This window comes from Seohaeicola zhoushanensis (genome assembly GCF_014656415.1).
Classification (GTDB): Bacteria; Pseudomonadota; Alphaproteobacteria; order Rhodobacterales; family Rhodobacteraceae; genus Seohaeicola_A; species Seohaeicola_A zhoushanensis.
On the sequence record NZ_BNCJ01000022.1, the window covers coordinates 31,219 to 54,946 of the forward strand.

Here is a 23,728-nt window from a genome sequence, read left to right on the forward strand (position 1 = left end):
GGCTCAGGCCGCCTTGCGGTCGTGGAAGACGAAGGAGCGCATCGAGACCGAGCCGAGGTCGATGGCGTCGGTCATGAAGGTCAGGTCGTCGCGCGCGTCCGAGGCACCGGCCACGGTGAGCGCCGGCAGGTAGTGGTCGACGGTCGGATGCGCCATCCGCAGCAGCGAGCCAAGCTTGGGCCGGTCGGCCAGCGCATCGAAGTCACGTGCTTCCAGGCGGTCGGCGAAGAGGCTGTCGAACTCCAGCGCGAAGTCCTGCGGACGGCCGCCGGGCCGCATGGCGCGGAGGTTGTGCACGACGTTGCCCGACCCGAGGATCAGCACGCCGCGGTCCCGCAGCTCCGAAAGGGTGCGGCCGATCTCGACATGGTGGGGCAGGTCCTGCGTCATGTCGATCGAGAGCTGGAACACCGGCACGTCGGCCTCGGGGTAGAGGAACCGCAGCACCGCCCAGGCGCCGTGGTCCAGACCCCAGCGGTCATCGGTCTCGGCATGGTGGCTGGCAAGCAGCGTCGCCACCTCGCGCGCCAGCGCCGGGTTGCCGGGGGCGGGATAGGTCATCTCGTAGAGCGGCCGCGGGAAGCCGTAGAAATCATGGATCGTGCGCGGAAGGGCCGAGACATCGACCAGCGTGGTGCCCTCGGTCATCCAATGCGCCGAGACCACGAGGATCGCCTCCGGGCGCGGCAGCGCGCGGCCGAGGTCGGTCCAGGCGCGGCTGTAGGCGGTGTCCTCGAGGGCGTTCATCGGGCTGCCGTGGCCGAGGAAGACCAGCGGCATCCGGGCGCTGGGCGCAAGGCTGTCACGCAGCTGCGAAAGGGTGGGGGCCTTGGACATGACGGGTCTCCTCGAATGAAGGGGCCGCCCCGTGGGGCGGCCCGCAGGGGTCAGGCGAACTGGCCGAGCGCCTTGTCGATCGCCGGAAGGCGCAGGGCAAAGGCGCCCCGGCCCAGCAGGCCGATCGCGGCCTGGGCGATGGCCCAGAACAGCGGGTATTCCCAGCCGCCGCCGGGGGCCGAGAAGCTCCAGCCATTGCCGGCATGGGCCCAGGCGGCGCCCAGAAGAACGGCGACCAGCGGGACCGAGACGGCGCGCACGCCGACGCCGAGGATCAGGGCCAGGCCACCGCCCAGTTCGGCAAGGATGGTGAGATAGGCGACAATCGCCGGGAGGCCGAGGCTTTCGAAGAAACCGACGGTGCCGGGGATCGTGAAGACAAGCACCTTGGTCAGCCCGTGGGCGACGAGAAGGGCGCCGCTGGAAACGCGCAGGGCGAAGGCGGCAAGGTCGGTGAGCGATTTCTGTTCCATGTCGTATTCCTTGATGTAGCGCGGGGTTTTGAACTGTCCCGAACATAGGCCTTGATCTATTTCCACGAAATGGCGACTTTGCCGAATGAGTATCCACAAAATGTTCCGGATCACACCATGGACATCACCGACGAGCTGCGCGCCTTCGTCGCCACTGCCCAGACCGGGTCCTTCACCGCGGCGGCCGGGCAGCTGGGCGTGTCGAACCGGCTGACATCGAAATACGTCGCAGCGCTCGAGGCCCGGTTGGGAGTCCGCCTGCTGCAGCGCACCACGCGGCGGGTGGGTCTGACCCCGGCGGGCGAAGACCTGCTGGCCCGCGCCCCGGCGCTGCTCGACGATCTCGACGAGTTGCTGGCCGGTGTCTCGGAGGATTCGCACGGCTTCTCGGGGGTGATCCGCATCTCGGCCCCGGTCACCTTCGGCGAGGAATATGTGACCGGGATGCTCGACCGTTTTGCCGCCGGGAATCTCCGGCTGACCTTCGACCTGCGGCTCGACGACCGCTATGTCGACCTCGCCTCCGAAGGGATCGACCTGGCCTTTCGCGTCGGCGTGAGCGACACCCTGTCGATCAAGGCCCGCAAGCTGGGGATGATGCGGGTAATGATGGTGGCCAGCCCCGCCTATCTCGCAGCGACCGGGCGACCGGAGCGGCCCGAGGATCTGGCCGGGCACAGCTGCATCGTCGACAGCAACCGCCGCCAACCGCGCCGCTGGCTGCTGCACCGCGACGGGCAGGAGGTGCCGGTCTCGATGGACGGCCGCTTCATCGTCAATTCGGCGCGGGCGGTCTGCCAGCTGGCGCTGGCCGGGCGCGGCATCGCCTTCCTGCCGCGCTTCGCCGCGCGCGAGGAACTGGCCGACGGCCGTCTCGTCCCGGTGCTGCCGGACCATGCGGGCGAAGAGATCCCGGTCAGCGCGGTCTATCTCGAAGGCCGCCAGCTGCCGCGCAAGATCCGCGCACTGATCGACTTCGCCGTCCGCGACATCGCCCAGGCCGACATCCTCTGAGCCGGGGCGGCTCTAGCCGCGCCCCCCCGCCGCCGCGCAGAGACCGCAGGCGCAGAAATGCAGCAATCGGTCGACATCATCCCCCGCCGGCGCGCTTTCGGCGGCCAGGGCGCGCACCCGCCATTGCGAGGTGAGATGCGCCAGCATGGCCGAGACGGCATAGACGAAGCCGCGCGCCACCGCCTCGCGCGGGGCCTGCGGCAGCCGCGCCGACAGCTCGGCGATGAAGACCTGTGCCGTCGGGTCGAAATGCGCCGCCGAGATATGTGCCCAACGCGGATCGGCCGAGACATGGGCCACCAGCCGCGCATAGGCGCGCCAGCGCGGATCGGTCTCGGCCAGTGCGAGGAAGGGGCGGAAGAAGGCCGCGAGAATCGCCTCAGGATCGGGTTCCCCGGCCGCCTTCGCTGCCTCCAGCGCGGCGAGTCGGGCGACGGCAAGCGCCTTGGCCCGGCGCGCCACGGTCTGCTCGAAAAGCTGTTCCTTGCTTTCGCCATGGTGGTGCACAAGGCTCACCCTGACCCCGGCAAGCTCTGCCATGTCGCGCAGGGTGGCACCGTCGAACCCATTGGCTGCAAAGACAGTTTCCGCCGCGTCGAGGATCTTCTCACGCGTTGCCACGGCCCGCTCCGAAGGGGCGCGCTGGCGTTCCCGTCCTGACCTGACTGCGCTCTGCATCTTTTCAGCTTGCCTTATATAGAACGCTTGTTCAATCTAATAAGCGAACGGAGGACAACCATGACAGAGACGCGCGACCAGTTCGCCCTGATCGGGGCGGGGCCGATGGGCCTTGCTGCCGCGAAGCTGATGGCCGAGTTGGGCCTGCCCTTCCGGGGCTTCGAGATGCATTCCGACGTCGGCGGCTTGTGGGACATCGCCGCCCCCCGCTCGACCATGTACGAGAGCGCGCATCTGATCTCGTCCAAACGGATGACAGAGTTCACCGATTTCCCGATGCGCGACGAGGTGGCCGAATACCCCTCGCACCGCGAGATGGCGCGCTATTTCCGCGACTTCGCCAAACGCTATGGTCTCTACGACCGCTATACCTTCAACGCCGAGGTGTTGTCCTGCACCCCGCTCGGCGGTGATGGCGAGGGCTGGACCGTTCGCTGGCGCGACGCCGGGGGCGAGCACGAGGCGGTCTTTGCGGGCGTGATGATCGCCAACGGCACGCTGTCCGAGCCGAACCTGCCCGCCTTCAAGGGCACGTTCGCCGGCGAATTCATCCACGCCGCGCAATACAAGTCCGCCACCCAGTTCGACGGCAAGCGCGTGCTGGTGATCGGCGCGGGCAACTCGGGCTGCGACATCGCGGTGGATGCGATCCACCACGGGGCCTCCTGCGACCTGTCGATGCGGCGCGGCTATTACTTCGTGCCCAAGTATGTCTTTGGCCGGCCGGCCGACACGCTGGGCGGCGCGATCAAGCTGCCGATGTGGCTCAAGCGCAGGGTCGACGCGATGATCCTGGGCTGGTTCGTCGGCAACCCGCAGAAATACGGCTTCCCCAAGCCTGATTACAGGCTCTACGAAAGCCATCCGGTGGTGAATTCGCTGGTGCTCTACCATGCCGGCCACGGCGACCTGACGATCCGCCCCGACATCGACCGCTTCGACGGGCAGACGGTTCACTTCAAGGACGGCTCGCACGCCGACTACGACATGATCCTGGCCGCGACGGGCTACAAGCTCGACTATCCCTTCATCGACCGGGCCGAGCTGAACTGGCAGGGCGACGCGCCGCACCTGTTCCTGAACGCGATGCATCCCGCGCGCGATGACCTCTTCGTGCTGGGCATGGTTGAGGCCAGCGGCCTTGGCTGGCAGGGCCGCCACGAACAGGCCGAGATGGTGGTGCGCTATGTCCAGGGCCTGAAGTCGGGCAGCACGGCGGCGAAACTGCTCAAGGACGAGAAGGCCGGCGGTTTTGCCCGCGCGACCGGCGGAATGAATTACCTCAAGCTGCCGCGCATGGCCTATTACGTCGACAAGGCCACCTATCGCGGCGCGGTCAAGGGCTGGATCAAGGCGCTGGGCGGAGGCACGAAATGATCGACGATGTCACGCTGAACTTCAGCCCCGCCTCGCTGACCCTGTTGAACGCGATCCTCGCGGTGGTGATGTTCTCGATCGCCATCGACTTGAAACCGCGCGACTTCCGCGCCCTGCTGCGGGCGCCGCGGTCGCTGGTGGTGGGGCTCACCTCGCAGTTCCTGCTGCTGCCGGCGCTGACCTTCCTGCTGGTCTCGGTCGTGCAGCCGATCCCTTCGATAGCGCTGGGGCTGATCCTGGTCGCCGCCTGTCCGGGCGGCAATATCTCGAACTTCATCACCCATCGCGCCGGCGGCAACGCGGCGCTCTCGGTCTCGATGACGGCGATTGCCACGGTCGGGGCCATCGTGCTGACGCCGTTCAACATCGCCTTCTGGGGCAACCTCTATGCCCCCACGCGCGAGATCCTGCGCGCCACCCATATCGACCCTGTGCAGGTGGCGGTGACCGTTGGTCTGATGCTGGTGTTGCCGCTGGTGCTTGGCGTCTCGCTGAATGTCGTGCGCCCGGCGCTGACGGCGCGGCTGAGGAAGCCGCTGCAATGGCTCTCGATGGGGATTTTCGTGGCCTTCATCGTGCTCGCCCTGGCGGCCAACTGGGGCTATTTCCTGCAATACGCGGGCTATGTCGCGCTGCTGGTGGTGATCCACAACGCGCTGGCGCTGGGCGGTGGCTATGCGCTGGCGACGCTGGCCCGGCTCAGCCCCTATGACCGCCGCGCCGTGACCATCGAGACCGGGATCCAGAACTCGGGCCTCGGCCTGGTGCTGATCTTCGGCTTCTTCGGCGGGCTGGGCGGCATGGCGGTGGCGGCGGCCTTCTGGGGCATCTGGCACGCGATCTCGGGTATCGGACTGGCCGCGTTGATGGCCCGCACCGAGGCAGCGCGATGATCCTCGTGACCGGAGCCGCCGGCATGGTTGGCCGCGCCCTGCTGGCCGAACTGGCGGGCGAGGATGTGGTCGCCACCGACCTGCGCGCCGATGCCCTGCCCGAGGGCACTCGGTTCGAGCGGATGGACGTCACCACCGACGACCCCGCCCGGCTGATCGCCCGGCTGCGCCCCGAGGTGGTGGTGCATCTTGCCTCCATCGTCACCCCGCCGCCTGGGATGGGGCGCGAGACGGCCTATGCAGTGGACGTCACCGGCACCCGCAGGGTGCTCGACGCTTGCCTGGCGAACGGCGTGCGGCGGCTGGTCGTCACCAGTTCCGGCGCGGCCTACGGTTATCACGCCGACAACCCGGTGCCCCTGCGCGAAAGCGATCCCTGCCGCGGCAACCCGGAATTCGCCTATGCCGACCACAAGCGCCAGGTCGAGGAGATGCTGGCCGAGGCGCGCGCCGCGGCGCCGCAGCTGGAGCAGGTGGTGCTGCGCGTCGGCACCGTGCTTGGGGCGGGGACCGAGAACCAGATCACCGCGCTCTTCCGCAAGCCACGCCTGCTGGCAATCGCCGGCAGTGACAGCCCCTTCGTGTTCATCTGGACCCGCGACCTCGCCCGCATTCTACACCGCGCCGCGACCGATGGGCCGGCGGGCATCTTCAACGTCGCGGGCGACGGCGCGTTGACGGTCGACGACCTCGCCCGCGCGCTGGGCAAGGGCGTGCTGCGCCTGCCGGCCTGGGCGCTGAAGGCGGCGCTGGCGCTGGCCCATCCACTGCGCCTGTCGCGCTACGGCCCGGAACAGGTGCGCTTCCTGCAATACCGCCCGGTGCTGGCCAATGACGCGCTGAAACGGGTCTTCGGCTATGTGCCCGAACTGACCTCGGCGCAGGTCTTCGATCTCTGGCGGCGCGAGGCGGGGCTGTGAAAACGGCGGTCATCTCCGGCGGCAACGGCGGTTTGGGCCGGGCACTGGCGCGCGCGCTGCAGGCGCGGGGCTGGCACACGGTGCTGCTCGACCGCGACATCGCGGGGCTGGAGACCACCAGTGCACAGACCCCGGTACAGGTCGACCTGACCGACCCCTCCGCGCTGGACGCGGCCATCGCAAAGGTCGTCGCCGCGCGTCCCTCGATCGATCTGGTGATCTACAACGCCGGAATCTCGCAAATCGCCGCCTTTGAGGACACCCCCGACGCCACCCACCGCCGCGTCTTCGAGATCAACTATTTCGCCGCCGTCGCCATGGCGCGCGGCTTCCTGCAACCGCTGCGGCAGGCCAGGGGCACCCATCTCGCGATTTCCTCGGTCGCCGGCTTCAGCCCGCTTTACCGGCGCACGGCCTATGCCGCCTCGAAACACGCGCTCGAGGGCCTTTTCGGTTCGCTCCGCTCCGAGGAAGCCCCCCATGGCGTCCGCGTCCAGATCGCCGCGCCGAGCTTTGTCGCCACCAACCTCGGCAATGCCGAGCGCACCGAGGACGGCATCGTCCGCCCCGGCTCGGCAAAGGACGGGGTGGACTACATGACGCCAGACGACGCGGCGGCAGTGATCCTCAGGGGGCTCGACAGGGGCGCGCCCTTCATCCCGGTCGGCCGGGTCGCAAGGCTGGCCTGGTGGATCAACCGCCTGTCCCCCTCCCTGTTCGAACGGCTGATGGTCAGGAACATCAGCGGGCAGTCCTAGCAGCCCGCCACAAGCGCGACCTGTCCTGCTTCGACCGGCCCCCTGATCTTCTTCTCTTTCCAAATATCTCCGGGGGAGCCGCCGAAGGCGGCGGGGGCAGCGCCCCCTCTCTCGCTACGCATTCAGAACGCCGTCCGGTCCGCGCCCTTCAACTGCAGCATCTCCCGCGCCTCGGCCGGGGTGGCGATCTCCAGACCCAATTGCTCGATGATGGTGCGCACGCGGCTCACCTGCTCGGCATTCGACCTCGCGAGCTGGCCCGGCCCAATCCAGAGCGAATCCTCCAGCCCCACGCGCACGTTGCCGCCCATGGCGGCGGCGGTGGCGGCGATCGACATCTGGTTCTTGCCCGCGCCCAGCACCGACCAGCGATAGGCGTCGCCGAACAGCCGGTCGGCGGTGCGCTTCATATGCATCACGTCCTCGGGGTGGCCGCCGATCCCGCCGAGGATGCCGAAGACCGACTGCACGAAGAAGGGCGGCTTCACCAGCCCGCGGTCGACGAAATGCGCCAGCGTGTAGAGGTGGCCGATATCGTAGCACTCGATCTCGAACCGCGTGCCGTTCTCGGCGCAGGTTGTGAGGATGCCGGCAATGTCCTTGAAGGTGTTCTTGAAGATCCGGTCGTCGGAACCTTCGAGATAGGGCCGCTCCCAGTCGTGCCGGAACTCCTTGAAACGCTCCAGCATCGGGTAGAGGCCGAAGTTCATGCTGCCCATGTTCAGCGAGGCGACCTCGGGTTTGAATGTCACGACCGGGCGGATGCGCTCCTCGACCGTCATCGCGGGCGAGCCGCCGGTGGTGATGTTCACCACGCAGTCCGAGCGCTGCTTGATCGTGCGCAGGAAGGGTTCGAAGAGTTCGGGCGACTGGTCGGGGCGGCCGTCCTTCGGGTCGCGCGCGTGCAGGTGGACGATGGCGGCCCCGGCCTCGGCGGCGCCGATGGCGGCGTCGGCGATCTCCTGCGCGGTGATCGGGATCTGCGGCGACATCGAGGGGGTGTGGATCGCGCCGGTGACGGCGCAGGTGATGATGACTTTCCTCGGGGCCATGTGGTCTCTCCTCCAGACGCTTGCGCGTCACCATGACCGGGCGCGGCGCGTCTGGGAAGGGCGTTGTCCTGCCGCGCGGGCTCTGCGAGTGTTCGGGCAGGACAGGGAGGACAGGCATGGACATGGGACTGGACGGGCTGCGGGTGGCGATCTCGGGGGCGGGGTCGGGGATCGGGCTGGAAATGGCGCGGCACTTCGCGGCCGAGGGGGCGCGGGTCTTCATCGGCGACGCCAATGCCGCCGCGCTGGCGGCGCTGGCCGGGAGCGATCCGGCGCTGCTTTCGGCGCCCTGCGACGTGGCCGACCGGGGATCGGTCGCGGGCTGGCTGGCGGCCTGTGTTGCCACGCTCGGGGGGATCGACTGTCTGGTGAACAATGCCGGCATCGCCGGGCCGACCGGCGCGGTGGAAGAGATCGCGCCGGAGGATTGGGACCGGACGCTGGCGGTGAACATCACCGGGCAGTTCAACCTGACGCGGCTGGCGGTGCCGCATCTGAGGAATAGTGCGAACCCGAGCATCCTGAACCTCTCCTCCGCCGCCGGGCGGCTGGGCTTCGCCCTGCGCACGCCCTATGCGGCGTCGAAGTGGGCGGTGGTGGGGTTCACCAAGTCGCTGGCGAAGGAGCTGGGCGGGGACGGGATCCGGGTGAATGCGCTGCTGCCGGGGCTGGTGGACGGGCCGCGGATCCAGGCGGTGTTTGCCAGCAAGGCGGCGGCGAAGGGGATCACGGCGGCGGAGCAGCAGGCCGCATCGATGGCGCATGGATCGCTGAAACGGCTGGTGCCGCAGAGTGAGCTGGCGGACATGGCGGTCTACCTTGCCTCGCGTCACGGGGCCTCGATTTCGGGGCAGGCGATCAGCATCTGCGGCGATCTGGAGGCGCTGAATTGAGGCGCTTCGGGGCGGGAAAACAGGGCTTCTGAAAGCGTCCCAGCTAGGACGCTTCTCAATATACTGATTTTAATGATAAAATTCAGGGAGTGAATCCGGGACACTTCGGGACAGAGTCGAAACCCCGGACTCCGAGGCCTGCCGGGGTGCCCTAGAGTTCGTACGAGGGCAGGAAGTTGAAGGCCTCGCGCAGGGCATCGCCCCAGCCGGTCGAGATCGACTGGTACATCGGGTCGTCCATGGCGATGCGTATCTGCCGGTCGACCTTGAAGCTGTCCTTCTCGTAGGTCTGCAGGTCGAAGGGCAGGCCGACCGAGAGGTTGGCCTTCACCGTCGAATCGAAGGAGACCAGCAGCAGCTTGGCCGCCTCGCTGAAGGTCATCTCCGGATCGAAGGCGCGCACCAGGATCGGCTTGCCGTATTTGGCTTCGCCGATCTGGAAATAGGGGGTCTCGGCCGTGGCCTCGATGAAATTGCCCTCGGGGTAGACCAGGAACAGCGTCGGCTGGCTGCCCTTGACCTGTCCGCCGACGATCAGCGAGGCGCGGAAGGGGCTGTCGCTGTTGCTGCCGGTGGGGGCGCTTTCGGCGATGATCTCGCGCAGGGTCGCGCCGACGAGGCGGGCGACCTGGAACATGGTCGGCGCCCGCAGGATCGAGGGGTCACGCTCGCGCGTGGCCTTGGAACGTTCCTCGAGCAGGCTGATCAGCGACTGCGTCGTCGCCAGGTTGCCGGCGGTCATGATGGTGATGAGCCGGTCGCCCGGCACTTCCCAGGTGAACATCTTCCGCGTCATCGAGAAGTTGTCGACACCCGCATTGGTCCGGGTATCGGACATGAAGACCAGTCCGCGGTTCAGTTTCAGGCCGACACAATAGGTCATGAAGGGATCCGGCTGCCGACGTTGCGCATTGCAGCATCATTACTGCTGCACTTGCAGCGACACAATCATGGTTTCGTTGCCAAAGCCTTGCCGCATCCCCGCGGCGGGCGCGGCCTGGCGGTAATCCAGCCCCGAGGCGACCCGGACATAGCGGTCGTCCGGGCAATATCCGTTCGAGACGTCGAAGCCGACCCAGCCCAGATCCGGCAGCCAGGCCTCGGCCCAGGCGTGGCCGGCCTCCTGTTCGATCCGGTCGTCGAGCATCAGGTAGCCGCTGACATAGCGCGCCGGCACCCCCGCCGCGCGCGCGGCCGAGATGAAGATCTGCGCGTGGTCCTGGCAGACGCCCTTGCCGCCGGTCAGCGCATCCTCGGCCGGGGTGGCGGCATAGGTGGTGCCGGGTTCATAGGCGACCTGGCCCGCGATCCGTTCTGAAAGCGCGTGCATCGCCGCGAGCGGCCCGCCGCTGGTGTCGATCTCCTCGGCCAGCGCCCGGATCGCCGCGCCCGGCTCGGTCAGCGCGGTCTGCTGGCGATAGTGCCACATCGGCACCGGGCTTGGCACGAAGCCCAGCACGCCGACGGTGTCGGTCGTCTCGACCTTGCCGCGCGCAGTGATCTTCAGCTGGTCGGACCCGTCGTCCATCGACACCAGGTCGGTCTGGTTGCCGTAATGGTCGATGTAGCTCACCTGCCGCTGGCCGCCCTCGATGTCGAGATCCCAGGACAGCACCTTCTGCTGACGGTTGCTCAGCGGCCGCAGGCGCAGCCGCTGGAGCGCATAGCTCACCGGGGCGTCATAGGTGTAGACGGTTGTATGGGAGATGGTCAGTAGCACGCGCCGGTCCTGGTTTAGCCATTGAAACGGTAATCGGTTTCGATCTGCGCGCCCAGCGCGTTGTTCATCCCGATGAAGCGGCTGATGTATTCGTGCAGCCCCTCGTCGAAGATCTCCTCGATGGTCCGGTTGCGCAGCCGCGCGCGGATCTGCGAGGCCAGTTCGTAACAGGGCCGCTGGTCGCCGTATTCCTCGCCCAGCAGGTCGAGGTTCTTGACCGTCTGGTCGGCGCAGAAGGCCAGCGAACGCGGCAGGCGGCGGTCGAGGATCAGGTAGCGCGCGATGCCGGGGGCGGTCATGTCGTCCTCGCCCAGCCAGCGGTAGGAGCGATGCGCCGAGACCGAGCGCAGGATCGTCTCCCACTGCACGTTGTCGAGGTTGGAGCCGACAAAGCTCGAATGCGGCAGCAGGGTGTAATACTTGACGTCGAGGATACGCGCGGTGTTGTCGGCCCGTTCGATGAAGGTGCCCATCCGCGAGAAGTAGTAGATGTCGTTGCGCAGCATGGTGCCGTGCAGCGCGCCGCGCACCAGGGCGCTGTGCTGGCGGATGGTGTTCAGCACCTCGGGCAGTTCCGCCTCGCGCACCGGCTTGGCCAGCAGCTGGTTCAGCGTCATCCAGTTGTCGTTGACCGCCTCCCAGACCTCGCCGGTCAGGGCGGTGCGGACCAGGCGCGCGTTGTCCCGCGCGTTCTTCACGATGGTCAGCACGCTCGACACGTTCGAGGGATCGCGCAGCATGAAGTCGATGACGTCCTTGGCCGTCCACTTGTCATAACGCGCGTTGAAGGCATTCAGCACGCCTGACGTGGTCAGCACGGACTCCCATTCCGAGGCCGAGATGGAGGAGCGGGTGAGGGCCATGCGGAACCCGGCCTCGACGAGGCGCGCGATGTTCTCGGCGCGCTCGAGGTAACGGAACATCCAGTACAGGCCGCCTGCGGTCTTGCCGAGCATGGTCTAGTCCTCCAGCACCCAGGTGTCCTTGGTGCCGCCGCCCTGGCTGGAGTTGACGACGAGCGACCCCTCCTTGAGCGCGACACGGGTCAGCCCGCCGGGCACGATGTCTATGCCGCGCGGGCTGGCCAGCGCGAAGGGCCGCAGGTCGACGTGGCGGGGCGCCAGCCCCTTGTCGACCAGGATCGGCACGGTGGAGAGTGCCAGCGTCGGCTGGGCGATGTAGTTGCCCGGGTTGGCCTTGAGCTTGGCGGTGAAGGTCTCCAGCTCGGCCTTGCTGGCGGCGGGGCCGACCAGCATCCCGTAGCCGCCGGAGCCGTGGACTTCCTTGACCACCAGCTCCTTGAGGTTGTCGAGCACGTATTTCAGTGCCTCGGGTTCGCCGCAGCGGAAGGTGTCGACGTTCTTCAGGATCGCCTTCTCGCCCGAGTAGAACTCGACGATGTCGGGCATATAGGAATAGATCGCCTTGTCGTCGGCGATGCCGGTGCCGGGCGCGTTGGCGATGGTGATGTTGCCGGCGCGGTAGACATCCATGATGCCGGGGACGCCGAGCATGGATTCCGGGTTGAAGGTCAGCGGGTCGAGGAAGTTGTCGTCGACCCGGCGATAGAGCACGTCGATGACCTTGTAGCCCTGGGTCGTGCGCATGGCGATATGGCCGTCGATGACCTTGAGGTCATGCCCCTCGACCAGTTCCGCGCCCATCTGGTCGGCAAGGAAGGAGTGTTCGAAATAGGCCGAGTTGTGGATGCCCGGCGTCAGCACCGCGATGGTGGGCTTGCCGGTGCAGCTCTCGGGGGCGCAGGCCGCGAGCGAGCGGCGCAGGCTCTTGGGGTAGTCGCTGACCTGCTGCACCCGCACCCGGCTGAACAGCTCGGGGAACATCTGCAGCATCGTCTCGCGGTCTTCGAGCATGTAGGAGACGCCCGACGGGGTGCGGGCGTTGTCCTCGAGCACGTAGAAGTCGTTCTCGCCGGTGCGCACGATGTCGGTGCCGACGATATGGGTATAGACCCGCCCCGGCGGGGTGAAGCCGAGCATCTGCGGCAGGAAGGCCTCGTTCTCGGCGATCAGCCGTTCGGGGAGGCGGCCGGCGCGCAGGATCTCCTGGCGGTTGTAGATGTCGTGCAGGAAGGCGTTGATCGCCGAGACGCGCTGCTCGATCCCCTTGGCCAGCCGCGCCCATTCGCGCGCCGAGAGGATGCGCGGGACGAGGTCGAAGGGAATCAGGCGCTCCTGCGCCTCGCTTTCGCCGTAGACGTTGAAGGTGATGCCGACGCGGCGGAAGAAGGCCTCCGCATCGGTTGATTTCTTGGCCAGCCGCGCCGGGTCCTGTTCCGAGAACCAGGCGTGATAGGCGGCATAGGCGGGGCGGATGCTGCCATCCGGCGCGATCATTTCGTCGAAGGGGGGCGGTTTCTGGACCATGAATTCATATTATTCAGACCGATGCGGCGCACAACTGGGCGCAAGCGTTTCCGCCGAAAATGGTGGCAGATGGAGGTAACCGCCTGTTTCTTGGGCAAATTAACGCTAGGTAAACGGCTTCTGGGTTGCAAGCCATTTACAGATTCAACTTCAGGTAGTATTCAGGGGCCATGCCGGGCATGCCCGGCGCCCCCTTGTCCCGGACCCTCTCCCCTCCAGGGGTGAGGGGGCAAAGCCAGCCCGCCTAGCGTCGCCAGAACCGCTTGGTCCCGGCTACCGCTCGTGCCTTGATCCGCTCGCGGGCAAAGACGAAGAGGCCCGAGGCGGCGATCAGCGACATGCCGGCCCAGACCGGCAGGCCGGGCAGGGTGGCGAAGAAGACCCAGCCCCAGAACACCGCCAGCAGCAGTGCCGAGTATTCGAAGGGGGCGATGGTGGCGGCATTGGCCAGCCGGTAGGCCTGGCTCAGGCAATAGCCGACCAGGGTGGAGTTGAGCCCTAGTGCTGCCAGAATCCACCAGTCGCTACCTTCGGGCATCTGCCAGGCGCGCAGCAGGAAGACCAGGCTCGCACTCTCCTGGCCCTCGGCGAAGCGGCCGTCGCCGGCCACGGCGTAGAAGGCCAGCGAGACCAGGATGAAGGTGACCTGGATATAGACCGTCATCACCGAGGCGCGGGTGCTGATGCCGAGCCGACGGGTCAGCACCTGCTGGAAGGCATAGCAGAGCGCCGAGAGCACCGGCAGCAGCATCACCCAGCGGCTGACCCCCAGCGTGGCCGACCCGGCCCAGGGCTGCTGCATGATGACCACCCCGGCGAACCCCACGGTGACCGCGCCCAGGCGCAGCGGGCCGACACGTTCGCCCAGCACCGGCACCGAGAGCAGCGTGATGAACAGCGGCGCGACGAAGAACAGGGCGGTGACATCGGCCAGCGGCAGCACGGCGAGCGCGGCGAAGTAGGTCATGTTCGAGACCACCACCAGCAGCCCGCGCAGGGCGTGCAGCAGCGGCGTGCGGGTGCGCAGCAACCCGAGGCCGCCTTCGATCTGGACCAGCAGCAGCGACAGGCCGATGCCGAAGATGGCGCGCAGGAAGACGATCTGGTGCAGGGCGTAGCCGCCCGAGAGCGACTTGATCATCACGTCGTTGACCGAGATCCCCAGCATCGCCGCCAGGACGAAGCCGATCGCCGCGCCCGGCCGGTTGCTCGTGCTGCCCTGCATGTCCGCCTCTCCTTGCCTGTAGCGCCGAGCTAGCAGAGCGCGATGGCCTGCGGAAGGCCGCGCGCGACGGCTTGGCCGCGCGGGTGGCTTGGGCTAGGACTCGGGAAACGGCGTGCAGATGGAGGAACGATCATGCAGATGAGCGAACAGCGCGAGATCAAGGCGGAACCGGCCACCGTCTATGCGGCGCTGCTGGACCCCGAGGTTCTGAAACTCTGCGTGCCGGGCGCGCAGGAGGTGAGCGGCACCCCGGCCGAGGGCTATACTGCCACGGTGGTGCAGAAGGTGGGGCCGGTGAAGGCGACCTTCACCGGGCAGGTCACCATGTCGGACATGGTCGAGAACGAGAAGCTGACCATCACCGGCGAGGGCAAGGGCGGCGCGGCGGGGTTCGCCAAGGGCGGCGCGGTGGTGAGGCTGAGCCCGATCGAGGGCGGCACCCTGCTGGCCTACGAGGTCGAGGCGAAGGTCGGCGGCAAGCTGGCCCAGCTCGGCAGCCGGCTGATCGACGGCTTTGCCAAGAAGATGGCCGACGAGTTCTTCTCGCGCCTGGTGAGCCACCTGGAGGGTCCGTCCGAAACCCCCGAGGGGGAGCCGGAGGGGGAGAAAAAGGGCTGGCTCGGGCGGCTCACCGGACGGGGGTGAGGCCGTCCAAAGGCGTGTCCCAGCTAGGACAGGGAGCAAGGGATTGATTTTGCTTGGTTTTGGGTGAGTGACGTTTTTTTGGGGGGTGAGGCGAGGTCGCACAGATGCCTTCGAGGCCTAGGCTTGGGGCAAACCCTGTACTGCGTGGCGTGGGAAGCAGCCACTGGCGGAGATTAGGCGGGAGAATAAGAGTATTCTGCGCAGTTCCTCAATGCCATAGTGAAATGGCTCGGCTCAGCCTTGCGCTGCACCGTGAGTGCGAGGCGCAATCCCTGCCCAGCACACAATAGTGTAGGGGCAGTGTAGGACATCGATGACTGATGCTGCTCTTAATGTAAATGGCATTTTTGCCGCAGCTGTCATCTTTGGGGAAAGTCATGATGCTAAGTTTTCAAGAACATCAGTAATGGCTTTGGCTAGGGACTCGAGAAAATCAGCTGCTTCAATTGCGTCCTCGGAGTAAATGCTCCAATAGGTAAAGCTAGAGTTGCTGGGCACCAAATCTCCTTCATGGGCGATTCTGTTTCTCCATCTCCAGATGGTGTCCAGTCTTTTTCGCGTTTCTTTAATGTCTAAGCCTTTTGTTTTCTCGAGTTCAGGCCAAATATTTATCGAGATTGAAGAGAAGCAATCCTTAAGGTTTGCTGATCCGACAAAAGAACGAAAAGAGTTCTGTTTTCGTATCAGGAGATCGATTTCTGTTCCTAATCGGTCTTGGCCGCGTGCGGTAACGCTCAGGGGTACCTGAAGGCTAACGCTCTCGGGATCGGATGCAACTCTCCTTGCTGTCTCGACGCGGATCACTTCATGGATAAAGAAATCGAAAGCGCCAACAACAAGCATAAGACTTCCGCGGATGGCGGTATTTTGATCGTTAATGGATAGGATTGAGGCTGATATTATCAAGCTCCTTGCGTCCGCAATGCACTTCTCAAACCCATCCTTGGCGAAACCAAATATCATTGGAGGTGTTGGAGGGCGAGGTTGACTTTTTGAGCTGCACTTGAGTAAATGCTGTCAAATGTAGCTACGCTTGCGATTTGGTTATTGGCCACCGATCCAGATGTGTTTATATCGTCTCTCGTAAGGGTGAAAACAGGTTTTGAAAGATCCTGGGATATCGCCATCAGGCTGTTGAAGTCTGGCACTTCTACCATAAACTCTTTCGGGTTAGATTTCATGCCTTGGTAGGCGTCTTGTTCAAGTAGGAAGCCTGCCTTGTTGAAGCTTTCGAAAAGATCAGATTCCAGGACTGACTTAAGGTTGTTAAACCATTTTTCAAACGCGCGGGTTGGTCGATCTTCCCCGTCGCGGATTCTCTTTCGGTAGTTTTGTACTATCGATCCAATGAATTTAACAGGCTTTCCAGTCCAAGGGTAGTCTGCTGATTTGAGTGTTGCGTTCTCGCCGGCGTGCTTTGACCACTCTCCCCAGACTGGAAGCGTTTTTGCCAAAGATCTAAGTGCCATCGCTGAGAAAAAATCTGGTGCCATTGGTATGATGAATGCATCGCTGCTCATAAGGATGTTCTGATTTATTGCTCCGAGGCTGGGGCTTAAATCGATGAGAACAACGTCGATACCATTTTTTTCTGCTGTAATGTTTATGGCGTGAGCAATTGCTCCTGGGATGTTTTGGAAGTTGACTAGAGCTCCGCCGAGTTCGTGTGCAATCGCCAGTCTGCTTTCGTATTCTGACAGTCCGACATGGCCTGGAAGAATGAAAAGGTTCGGTCTCCCTGGGACGGATTGAATTTCAGATACTTCAATCGGCCGAGGCCGGCCATCAAATGCGGGCGAAACAGAGTCTCGAATGTTTCTTGGGTGTCTTACGTCGCTGGATTCATACGGGTATTCATCGTCTTGAGAGTACTCCAGCATCAGTCCTGTAAGGTTACACTGTGGGTCGCAATCCACAAGAAGAACTTTCTTTCCCAGTTCTGCCAGCTTCCACCCAATGTTGAAGGTGGATGTTGTTTTTGATACTCCGCCTTTGTGATTGAATAGGGCAATTCTTGGTGCTTGAGTCTTTTTTTGCATAATGTGGTTCCGAACTATCAGTTTCGGGGCAAGTATGCACGGATCGAGGCCGTGGGCAACGCGTTAATGGCTAGGTCGGCGGTTGACGTTGCAAATGATTTCGTGGGGCAAGTTGGTGCTTTGTTAATGGCGATTGTCTATCCTAGCGCCAAAGGCACAGCTTCCCGCTCAACGCCCCCCCCTTCCCCCTCTCCCCGCACCCCCGCACACCCGCCTGTGCGCGGGCGGGGCTTGGCCGGCGGGCCGGGGCGGGCTATCTCCGGATGGTCGAAAGGGCCCATTTCATGTCAGCCATTCTCTCCATCCATGATCTGAAGAAATCCTATGCCTCGGGGCAGGTCGCGCTGAAGGGGGTGACCCTCGAGATCGAGCGCGGCGAGATCATCGCGTTGCTCGGGCCGAACGGGGCGGGCAAGACGACGCTGATCTCGATTGTCTGCGGCATCGTCAATGCGAGTTCGGGCAGTGTCACGGTCGACGGGTTCGACATCCAGCGCGACTATCGCGCGGCGCGCAAGCTGATCGGGCTGGTGCCGCAGGAGGTGGCGCTCGAACCCTTCGAGAAGGTCTGGAACACGGTGCGCCTGTCGCGCGGGTTGTTCGGCAAACAGAGGGACGACGCGCTGCTGGAGCGGATCCTGCGGCGGCTCTCGCTCTGGGACAAGCGCGACGCGCGGATCAACGAGCTGTCGGGCGGCATGAAGCGGCGGGTGCTGATCGCCAAGGCGCTGAGCCACGAACCGCGGGTGCTGTTCCTGGACGAGCCGACCGCGGGGGTCGATGTCGAGCTGCGCAAGGACATGTGGGACATCGTGGCCGAGTTGCGGGCGGAGGGGGTGACCATCATCCTCACCACCCATTACATCGAGGAGGCCGAGGCCATTGCCGACCGGGTGGGCGTGATCGCGCGGGGCGAGATCCTGCTGGTCGAGGAGAAGGCGGCGCTGATGGAGCGGATGGGCCGCAAGCACATCGTGCTGCAGCTGGCCGAGGCGGTCGAGGGCGTGCCACCGGCGCTGGCGCATCACCGGCTGGAGCCGGGGGCGGACGGGCATTCGCTGGTCTATACCTATGACGCGCGCGGGCCGCGCACCGGGCTGACGCAGCTGCTGAACGACCTGGCCGCTTCGGGGTTGCGGCTGAAGGATGTGCAGACGCGGCAGTCGAGCCTGGAAGAGATCTTCGTCGACCTGGTGCGGGAGAAAGCGGAATGAACATCACTGCCATCCGGGCTATCTATCGTTACGAGATGATGCGGTTCTTCCGCACGCTGCTGCAGAGCTTCCTGTCGCCGGTGATCTCGACCTCGCTGTATTTCGTGGTGTTCGGGGCAGCCATCGGCAGCCGGATCCAGGAGGTCGAGGGGGTGAGCTATGGCGCCTTCATCGTGCCGGGGCTGGTGATGCTGAGCGTGATCACGCAGTCGATCTCGAATGCGTCCTTCGCGATCTACTTCCCCAAGTTCATCGGGACCACCTACGAGATCCTCTCGGCGCCGGTGAGCTTCCTCGAGATCGTGACCGGCTATGTCGGGGCGGCGGCGACCAAGGCGCTGTTCATCGGGCTGGTGATCCTGGCGACTTCGACGCTGTTCGTGGATATTTCGGTGGCGCATCCGGTGGCGATGATCGCCTTCCTGCTGCTGACCTGCCTCAGCTTCTCGCTGATGGGGTTCATCATCGGGATCTGGGCCAAGAACTTCGAGCAGTTGCAGCTGGTGCCGCTGCTGATCGTGACGCCGCTGGTGTTCCTCGGGGGCTCGTTCTACTCGGTCAACATGCTGCCGCCGGTCTGGCAGACCATCGCGCTGTTCAACCCGGTGCTCTACCTGATCTCGGGGTTCCGCTGGGCGTTCTTCGGGCTGGCGGATGTGCCGGTGGGGATGAGCCTTTTCGCCATCGCGGTGTTCACCGGGGTCTGCATGGGGGTGATCTGGTGGATCTTCCGCACCGGGTGGCGGCTGCGCGTGTAGGGAAGGGCGGGCGCCGGACCGGGGGCTGGCGCTATTTCGGTTGAACGCTGCGCTTGATGGCAGCCAGGTCATCGCGGCCTTGGTGGGGGCAGTGCTTCGTCCCCAAAGCGCCAGACCGCGGGGCCGGTCTGGCGCTCGCCCGGCGCCTTCGGCTTGATTCCGGGCGGGTTGGTGCATGTGGCATGTGCGGCCCCCGGTCCGGCACTCGCCCTCCTTAAGGGCCACTCACGCGCTGCGGAGCGCGCATTTCATGCCCGCGCCGAAGACCCCGTCGAAGGTCTGGCGCAGGGCGGTGTCGAGGTCGCCCATGGCAACCGGCAGGCCGAGGTCGACGAGGCTCGTCACGCCGTGCTCGCGGATGCCGCAGGGCACGATACCGTCGAAATGCGACAGGTCCGGTTCGACGTTGATCGAGATGCCGTGGAAGCTGACCCAGCGGCGCAGGCGGATGCCGATGGCGGCGATCTTGTCCTCGGCGAGGCTGCCGTCGGCGTTCAGCGGCCGGTCGGGCCGTTCGACCCAGACGCCGACGCGGCCCGGACGGATGTGGCCGGTGACGTTGAACTCGGCCAGGGCCGCGATCACCCAGCGTTCCAGCGCGTCGACGAAGCAGCGCACGTCACGGCCGCGGGCGCCGACGTCAAGCATGACGTAGACCACGCGCTGGCCGGGGCCGTGGTAGGTATACTGCCCGCCGCGCCGCGCCTCGTGGACCGGGAAACGGTCGGGGTCGGTCAGGTCCTCGGGGCGGGCGCTGGTGCCGGCGGTGTAGAGGGGCGGGTGTTCGAGGAACCAGATGCATTCATCGGCGGTGCCCGCCGCGATGCCGGCGACGCGCGCCTCCATCACGGCCAGCGCCTCCTCGTAGGGCACGAGGCCCGGCGTGGTGATCCATTCCATCAGGCGGCCTCGGCGACGCAGCGTTGCAGGACGCGGGCATAGTTCTCGACCCCCTGCGCCCCGGTCACCAGGTATTTGCCGCCGAAGACCATTGCCGGCACGCCGGTGATGCCGTTCTGGATCCAGAGTTCGAGGCTGTCGCGGGTCTCGGCCGCGTGGCTGCCGCCTTCGAGCACCTGCCGCGCGGCCGCAGGGTCGAGTCCGACCGACTCGGCCACCTCGATCAGCACGCCGGGGTCCGAGACATCGCGGCCCTCGGTGAAATAGGCATGGAACAGCGCCAGCTTGAGCGGGTGCTGCTTGTTCAACCCCAGGGCCCAGCCGAGCAGCTGATGCGCCGCGAAGGTGTTCACGATGCGGCTGTCGTCACTGAATCGGAAGTCGATTCCCAATTCCTCGCCCAGGCCGGTCAGCCGCGCCCGCGCGGCGCGACTCTGTTCGGCGGTCGTGCCGTATTTCTCGGCCAGGTGCTCGCGCAGGTTCTGGCCTTCGGGCGGCATGGCGGGGTTGAGCTCGAACGGGTGCCAGCGCACCACCGCACCGATGCCGGTGAGGCCAAGTGCCTGTTCCAGTTGGCGAAATCCGATGTAGCACCAGGGGCAGACGACATCCGAGACGATATCGACCTGAACGACGAGTTCGGTCATGGCGCGGCTCCTTGGCTGCGAGATGGTGTCCTTCTGGTAACATAGGGCGCCGGAAGTGTGGACTCACCTCGCCGCGAGAAATTCCTGTCTCTTTGCCTCTTCACAAGCCCTCTCCCCTCGGTTATAGCCCCCGCTACCAAGCCTAGATGTGCGGTCGTGGCGGAATTGGTAGACGCGCAGCGTTGAGGTCGCTGTTCCTTAACCGGAGTGGAAGTTCGAGTCTTCTCGACCGCACCATTGGCCTGAAACCTCCAGGCCCCTTCCCAGAGCAGATCGTGACGGAAGCGCCCTTTTCAAGGGGCAAAGCTTCGTTGTTTAGGAATAGCGGGCGGGGCGCCTGTCTTCCTGGAAGCGGCGCTTGAAGTCTTCCAGGTGGCGCGAGCCCCAGAGCGCGGCCTGGGTGCGGTTGCGGACGCCGATCTTGGCGTAGCACGAACGCAGGTGCACCTTCACCGTGTTCTCGACGATGTTCAGCCGCTTGGCGATCTCCTTGTTGGAGGCGCCCTTGAGCAGCAGTTCGACGATCTCCAGCTCGCGGCCCGAGAGATGCAACGGCTGGTCTTGGTCGAGGTCGGGCGGGTCCTCGGGGTGCGCGTCGGGCAGCTCGGGGTCATCGAGGTCGATGGGCGATGGTGGCTCGGGGCGGCCGTTCGGCAGCCCGCCACCCCCGGCGAGGACCTGGAAGCCTTCGCGCACGATGGTCAGGAGGCTGATGAGGACCCTGGAGGACACGTCATCGAACAGGACCGCCTCGACATGCCCGCGCAGGAAGGCCAGCACGTCGGGCGGGGCCTTGGCATTGGCGATCGCAATGATGCGGGCGCCGGGATGGCGGTTGAGGAAGTTGGCAATGCCGAGATCGGCAAGGCGCGCTTCCGCCCGTACGTGCAGCATCACGACCGCGTCCGCCGGAAGCTGCGTGATGTCGCCGAGGTTGCCCACGAAGGCGTGAATTGAAATTCCATTCGCGGAGCAGGTCTGGCTGAGCAATTCGCCAAACAGGTTATTCTGTGATGCAATAACGATACGCATGCCGTGACACGCCTAAAACAAAAAATGATGGAATTCCGAAACAGCTTGCAGAAAATCGCTCGCCGTTTGCGGATACCTCCCCCAGGCCGAGAAAGCTAGCCCACAAGCGGTGATTCGTAAACTTTGGGGTTCCGGACGGGTTGCCGGTCAATACAACTTATGAGTGAGTGGGCGATAAAATACAGAATTTTTTCCGCTTATCTAATGCTCTGCGTTAGCACGATATTGGTAAACAGGTGGGGGTGTACGCTGGGTGAGGCGCTCATTCGCCCATAGATTGTGTGACCTTGCGTAAGCCTTGCCGGGCCATTTTTTAAGTCTCTGAAATTAATCATTTAAACTGAGTGTTCACGCCAGATCACGGGATCGTGAACGGCTCTGGGGGTGCGCTTGCCGACCATCAGGCACGGCGAAGTGCCCGAAGCGACATTCTAAAGCGCAGGTAGTAACTCTTAAGTAGTAGGTACCTGCTCCTTCCGCTTGGTCCCCCTGAGTCTGCGGAAGAGTGTACCTGGCTGGCACTCAGCGTACAAGGCAATGATCTTGCTAAGGAAACTCGCGATACCAACGGAATTAACCCTTTCAATCCCTTTCAGGACCTTTCCCGATAAACTAACATTAATCGGGTGGTGAAACGTAATAAGGTGGGAAACGCTAAAGATTAACAAATTAAAATTTGCACATTAGTCATTATCGTCACGTGGTGAACTGGGGGATACCATGGGTTTGACAAAGCCGGCCGCGGCAGTTGCGGCAATTTCTGTTTGCAAAACGATTCAGGACATCTTCGGGTCGGTCTGCGCCCATGCGGTCGACAGTCTTGTCATGGACCTGGACGTTTTCGGACCAACCGTCACGATCACGACATCGCAGCCGGCCGCGCCGGCGTCGGTGATGCTGCGCGACGCCGGGGCTGTGCTTCAGCGCGTCGATCAGCATGTTGCCGGCATCGAAGAGGCTCGGCGACTTTCCGGCCTCGAAGGGGGCGGAAGGCCTGGTCAGTGGACCTGCTTCCGTTGTGTCTTTGCCTCGGGTGTCGAGGATCACATCGCGGTGCGCACGCGTCATGCGCCGGAGGGATTCGACAGGTTCCTGCGGTCGGCGTGGCCCGGCCTGCGGCAGCTCTGCGTGCAGCAGAGCGCGGCCAAGGATGTCTCGCAGGATGCTCTGCTCTGGATGATCGACCAGAAGGTCAACGCGGCCATCCTGGTGCTGGACGCGGGGCTGCACCTGCTCCAGTGCAACGATGCCGGGGGGCAGATGATCCGCGAGGGGCAGTTGCTGGCGGTGCGCAATGGCGCGCTGGCCTGTTCCAATGACCGCGAGACCCGCGCGCTGCGCGCAGCCGTGCAGGAGAGCCTGCGCGACGAGAGCAACCGCTCGGAGTTCATCCTGATCCTGCGCGGGGCGCAGCGGAAGGCGCATGTGCCGATGTCGCTGTCGGTCTATCCCGATCCGGCGACGGGGCAGAAGCTGTTCCTGGCGATGCTGCCGATGCCGCCGGAACAGAAGCACATCGAGAAGATCGCGCTGGAGCTGGGGCTGACCCCGGTCGAGGCACGGGTGGCGGCGCTGATCCGGTCGGGTCTGTCGAACCGTAGCGCGGCCGAGGTGGCCGGGCTCAAGGTCGAGACCTTCAACACCTATGCCAAGCGGGTGCTGTCCAAGATGAACGTCAGTTGCCGTTCGGAGATGGCGCAGATGCTGACCTGGCAAACCTCGATGGAGCGGTCGCTATGAGCACGGCATCGCAACCGCGTCAGCCGCGGATCAACCTGACCGCCGAGACATCTGTCGAGGCCGTTCCCGAAGCGGAAGAGAAACCTGCCGCCGCGCAGCCCTCCAACCAGGGCCTGGCCGGCTTTGCCCGCCAGGGCGACATCGTCGAGCTGCACAAGCGGATCGGCGAGAAGTTCGCCCGGCTGCCGCAGGAGATCGCCACGCAGATCGCCGCGCCGCAGGCGGCGGCGAGCGCGCGCATGGACAAGATCGAGGCGCGGCTCGACACGCTCTCGACCTCGCTCGACGGGCTGGAGGGGGCGTTGCGGATCGAACTCGCGCCCTACCTGTCGACGGCTGTGGCCGAGGCGGTGCGGGCGCAGGCGCCGCAGCACCGACGGCGCAGTGCGCTCTGGCTGCCGATGGCGCTGCTGGTCGGACTCGTGGGCGGGGCGGTGTTCCACGCGCCGCTCGCCCGATACGCGGCCGAGGCCGAGGCGGCGCTTTCGCCCTACCTCGTCGCCGTCACCGGACGCTGACACCATTC

25 protein-coding genes and 1 tRNA gene are annotated in these 23,728 nt (G+C 65.0%); 12 read left to right on the forward strand and 14 right to left on the reverse strand.

Going from position 1 to position 23,728, the window contains the following annotated elements; all coding sequences use genetic code 11:
• Window positions 1-3: 3 nt before the first annotated feature.
• Window positions 4-837, reverse strand: coding sequence for a 4,5-DOPA-extradiol-dioxygenase (gene ygiD / locus IE266_RS22535; protein WP_189682392.1), 834 nt, complete (start codon window positions 835-837; stop codon window positions 4-6).
• A gap of 50 nt (window positions 838-887) precedes the next feature.
• Entirely contained in the window at window positions 888-1,310 is a 423-nt protein-coding gene (locus IE266_RS22540; protein ID WP_189682393.1) for a DoxX family protein, read from the reverse strand.
• 117 nt (window positions 1,311-1,427) lie between these two features.
• Here IE266_RS22540 and IE266_RS22545 point away from each other — a divergent pair, with 117 nt between their 5' ends.
• On the forward strand, window positions 1,428-2,324 hold the full coding sequence (locus IE266_RS22545) for a LysR family transcriptional regulator (RefSeq protein WP_189682394.1): 897 nt from the start codon (window positions 1,428-1,430) through the stop codon (window positions 2,322-2,324).
• A 12-nt stretch (window positions 2,325-2,336) separates the two neighbouring features.
• Here IE266_RS22545 and IE266_RS22550 read toward each other — a convergent pair whose 3' ends face one another.
• On the reverse strand, window positions 2,337-2,945 hold the full coding sequence (locus IE266_RS22550) for a TetR/AcrR family transcriptional regulator (protein WP_229864398.1): 609 nt from the start codon (window positions 2,943-2,945) through the stop codon (window positions 2,337-2,339).
• A gap of 117 nt (window positions 2,946-3,062) precedes the next feature.
• On the opposite strand from IE266_RS22550, the gene IE266_RS22555 reads away from it, so the two are divergent.
• The 4 genes from IE266_RS22555 to IE266_RS22570 are packed head-to-tail and all read left to right on the forward strand — an operon-like array spanning window position 3,063 to window position 6,950.
• Window positions 3,063-4,379 (forward strand): flavin-containing monooxygenase, encoded by a 1,317-nt coding sequence (locus IE266_RS22555; RefSeq protein WP_189682396.1) that lies wholly within the window; start codon window positions 3,063-3,065, stop codon window positions 4,377-4,379.
• Window positions 4,376-5,272, forward strand: a complete 897-nt coding sequence (locus IE266_RS22560; RefSeq protein WP_189682397.1) for a bile acid:sodium symporter family protein — start codon at window positions 4,376-4,378, stop codon at window positions 5,270-5,272. The genes IE266_RS22555 and IE266_RS22560 overlap by 4 nt, the downstream gene beginning before the upstream one ends.
• Entirely contained in the window at window positions 5,269-6,192 is a 924-nt protein-coding gene (locus tag IE266_RS22565; RefSeq protein ID WP_189682398.1) for an SDR family oxidoreductase, read from the forward strand. The genes IE266_RS22560 and IE266_RS22565 overlap by 4 nt, the downstream gene beginning before the upstream one ends.
• A complete protein-coding gene (locus IE266_RS22570; protein WP_189682399.1) occupies window positions 6,189-6,950 on the forward strand; it encodes an SDR family NAD(P)-dependent oxidoreductase in 762 nt (253 codons plus the stop codon). The genes IE266_RS22565 and IE266_RS22570 overlap by 4 nt, the downstream gene beginning before the upstream one ends.
• Window positions 6,951-7,072: 122 nt before the next feature.
• Here the strand turns inward: IE266_RS22570 and kce are convergent, their stop codons facing one another.
• Window positions 7,073-8,002, reverse strand: coding sequence for a 3,5-dioxohexanoate:acetyl-CoA acetone transferase (gene kce / locus IE266_RS22575; RefSeq protein ID WP_189682400.1), 930 nt, complete (start codon window positions 8,000-8,002; stop codon window positions 7,073-7,075).
• A gap of 116 nt (window positions 8,003-8,118) precedes the next feature.
• Here kce and IE266_RS22580 point away from each other — a divergent pair, with 116 nt between their 5' ends.
• Entirely contained in the window at window positions 8,119-8,895 is a 777-nt protein-coding gene (locus tag IE266_RS22580) for an SDR family oxidoreductase (protein WP_189682401.1), read from the forward strand.
• Between the two features lie 151 nt (window positions 8,896-9,046).
• Here the strand turns inward: IE266_RS22580 and IE266_RS22585 are convergent, their stop codons facing one another.
• The 5 genes from IE266_RS22585 to IE266_RS22605 all read right to left on the reverse strand — a co-directional run bounded on the left by IE266_RS22585 (window position 9,047) and on the right by IE266_RS22605 (window position 14,227).
• Window positions 9,047-9,778 carry a proteasome-type protease gene (locus IE266_RS22585; RefSeq protein WP_189682402.1) on the reverse strand — a complete coding sequence of 244 codons (732 nt, stop codon included), beginning with the start codon at window positions 9,776-9,778 and terminating at the stop codon, window positions 9,047-9,049.
• A gap of 39 nt (window positions 9,779-9,817) precedes the next feature.
• On the reverse strand, window positions 9,818-10,615 hold the full coding sequence (locus tag IE266_RS22590) for a transglutaminase family protein (RefSeq protein ID WP_189682403.1): 798 nt from the start codon (window positions 10,613-10,615) through the stop codon (window positions 9,818-9,820).
• Window positions 10,616-10,629: 14 nt separating this feature from the next.
• Complete coding sequence (locus IE266_RS22595; RefSeq protein WP_189682404.1) at window positions 10,630-11,571, reverse strand: alpha-E domain-containing protein; 942 nt, start codon at window positions 11,569-11,571, stop codon at window positions 10,630-10,632.
• 3 nt (window positions 11,572-11,574) lie between these two features.
• The gene (locus IE266_RS22600) at window positions 11,575-13,002 is read right to left on the reverse strand and encodes a circularly permuted type 2 ATP-grasp protein (RefSeq protein WP_189682405.1); all 1,428 of its coding nucleotides are present in this window, start codon (window positions 13,000-13,002) and stop codon (window positions 11,575-11,577) included.
• A gap of 244 nt (window positions 13,003-13,246) precedes the next feature.
• A complete protein-coding gene (locus IE266_RS22605) occupies window positions 13,247-14,227 on the reverse strand; it encodes a DMT family transporter (protein ID WP_189682406.1) in 981 nt (326 codons plus the stop codon).
• A gap of 132 nt (window positions 14,228-14,359) precedes the next feature.
• Between IE266_RS22605 and IE266_RS22610 the strand changes: the two genes are divergently transcribed.
• Complete coding sequence (locus IE266_RS22610) at window positions 14,360-14,872, forward strand: SRPBCC family protein (RefSeq protein WP_189682407.1); 513 nt, start codon at window positions 14,360-14,362, stop codon at window positions 14,870-14,872.
• Window positions 14,873-15,247: 375 nt separating this feature from the next.
• Here IE266_RS22610 and IE266_RS22615 read toward each other — a convergent pair whose 3' ends face one another.
• Both IE266_RS22615 and IE266_RS22620 read right to left on the reverse strand, forming a co-directional pair.
• Window positions 15,248-15,835 (reverse strand): HEPN domain-containing protein, encoded by a 588-nt coding sequence (locus IE266_RS22615; protein ID WP_268249778.1) that lies wholly within the window; start codon window positions 15,833-15,835, stop codon window positions 15,248-15,250.
• Window positions 15,832-16,911, reverse strand: a complete 1,080-nt coding sequence (locus IE266_RS22620; RefSeq protein ID WP_189682409.1) for a ParA family protein — start codon at window positions 16,909-16,911, stop codon at window positions 15,832-15,834. Before IE266_RS22620 ends, IE266_RS22615 begins: the two co-directional genes overlap by 4 nt.
• Window positions 16,912-17,195: 284 nt before the next feature.
• On the opposite strand from IE266_RS22620, the gene IE266_RS22625 reads away from it, so the two are divergent.
• Together IE266_RS22625 and IE266_RS22630 are read left to right on the forward strand one after the other, a co-directional pair.
• The gene (locus IE266_RS22625; RefSeq protein WP_189682410.1) at window positions 17,196-18,125 is read left to right on the forward strand and encodes an ABC transporter ATP-binding protein; all 930 of its coding nucleotides are present in this window, start codon (window positions 17,196-17,198) and stop codon (window positions 18,123-18,125) included.
• A complete protein-coding gene (locus IE266_RS22630; RefSeq protein ID WP_189682411.1) occupies window positions 18,122-18,883 on the forward strand; it encodes an ABC transporter permease in 762 nt (253 codons plus the stop codon). Before IE266_RS22625 ends, IE266_RS22630 begins: the two co-directional genes overlap by 4 nt.
• A gap of 225 nt (window positions 18,884-19,108) precedes the next feature.
• Here IE266_RS22630 and lipB read toward each other — a convergent pair whose 3' ends face one another.
• Both lipB and IE266_RS22640 read right to left on the reverse strand, forming a co-directional pair.
• The gene (lipB, locus tag IE266_RS22635) at window positions 19,109-19,786 is read right to left on the reverse strand and encodes a lipoyl(octanoyl) transferase LipB (RefSeq protein ID WP_189682423.1); all 678 of its coding nucleotides are present in this window, start codon (window positions 19,784-19,786) and stop codon (window positions 19,109-19,111) included.
• Window positions 19,783-20,430 (reverse strand): DsbA family oxidoreductase, encoded by a 648-nt coding sequence (locus IE266_RS22640; protein WP_189682412.1) that lies wholly within the window; start codon window positions 20,428-20,430, stop codon window positions 19,783-19,785. The genes lipB and IE266_RS22640 overlap by 4 nt, the downstream gene beginning before the upstream one ends.
• 150 nt (window positions 20,431-20,580) lie before the next feature.
• Here IE266_RS22640 and IE266_RS22645 point away from each other — a divergent pair.
• Window positions 20,581-20,667: transfer RNA gene (locus IE266_RS22645), tRNA-Leu, on the forward strand.
• 78 nt (window positions 20,668-20,745) lie between these two features.
• On the opposite strand, the gene IE266_RS22650 is transcribed toward IE266_RS22645, so the two are convergent.
• Window positions 20,746-21,462 carry a helix-turn-helix transcriptional regulator gene (locus IE266_RS22650; protein WP_189682413.1) on the reverse strand — a complete coding sequence of 239 codons (717 nt, stop codon included), beginning with the start codon at window positions 21,460-21,462 and terminating at the stop codon, window positions 20,746-20,748.
• A gap of 825 nt (window positions 21,463-22,287) precedes the next feature.
• Here IE266_RS22650 and IE266_RS22655 point away from each other — a divergent pair.
• On the forward strand, window positions 22,288-23,202 hold the full coding sequence (locus IE266_RS22655) for a helix-turn-helix transcriptional regulator (protein ID WP_189682414.1): 915 nt from the start codon (window positions 22,288-22,290) through the stop codon (window positions 23,200-23,202).
• A complete protein-coding gene (locus IE266_RS22660) occupies window positions 23,199-23,720 on the forward strand; it encodes a hypothetical protein (RefSeq protein ID WP_189682415.1) in 522 nt (173 codons plus the stop codon). The genes IE266_RS22655 and IE266_RS22660 overlap by 4 nt, the downstream gene beginning before the upstream one ends.
• The last annotated feature ends 8 nt before the right edge of the window (window positions 23,721-23,728 follow it).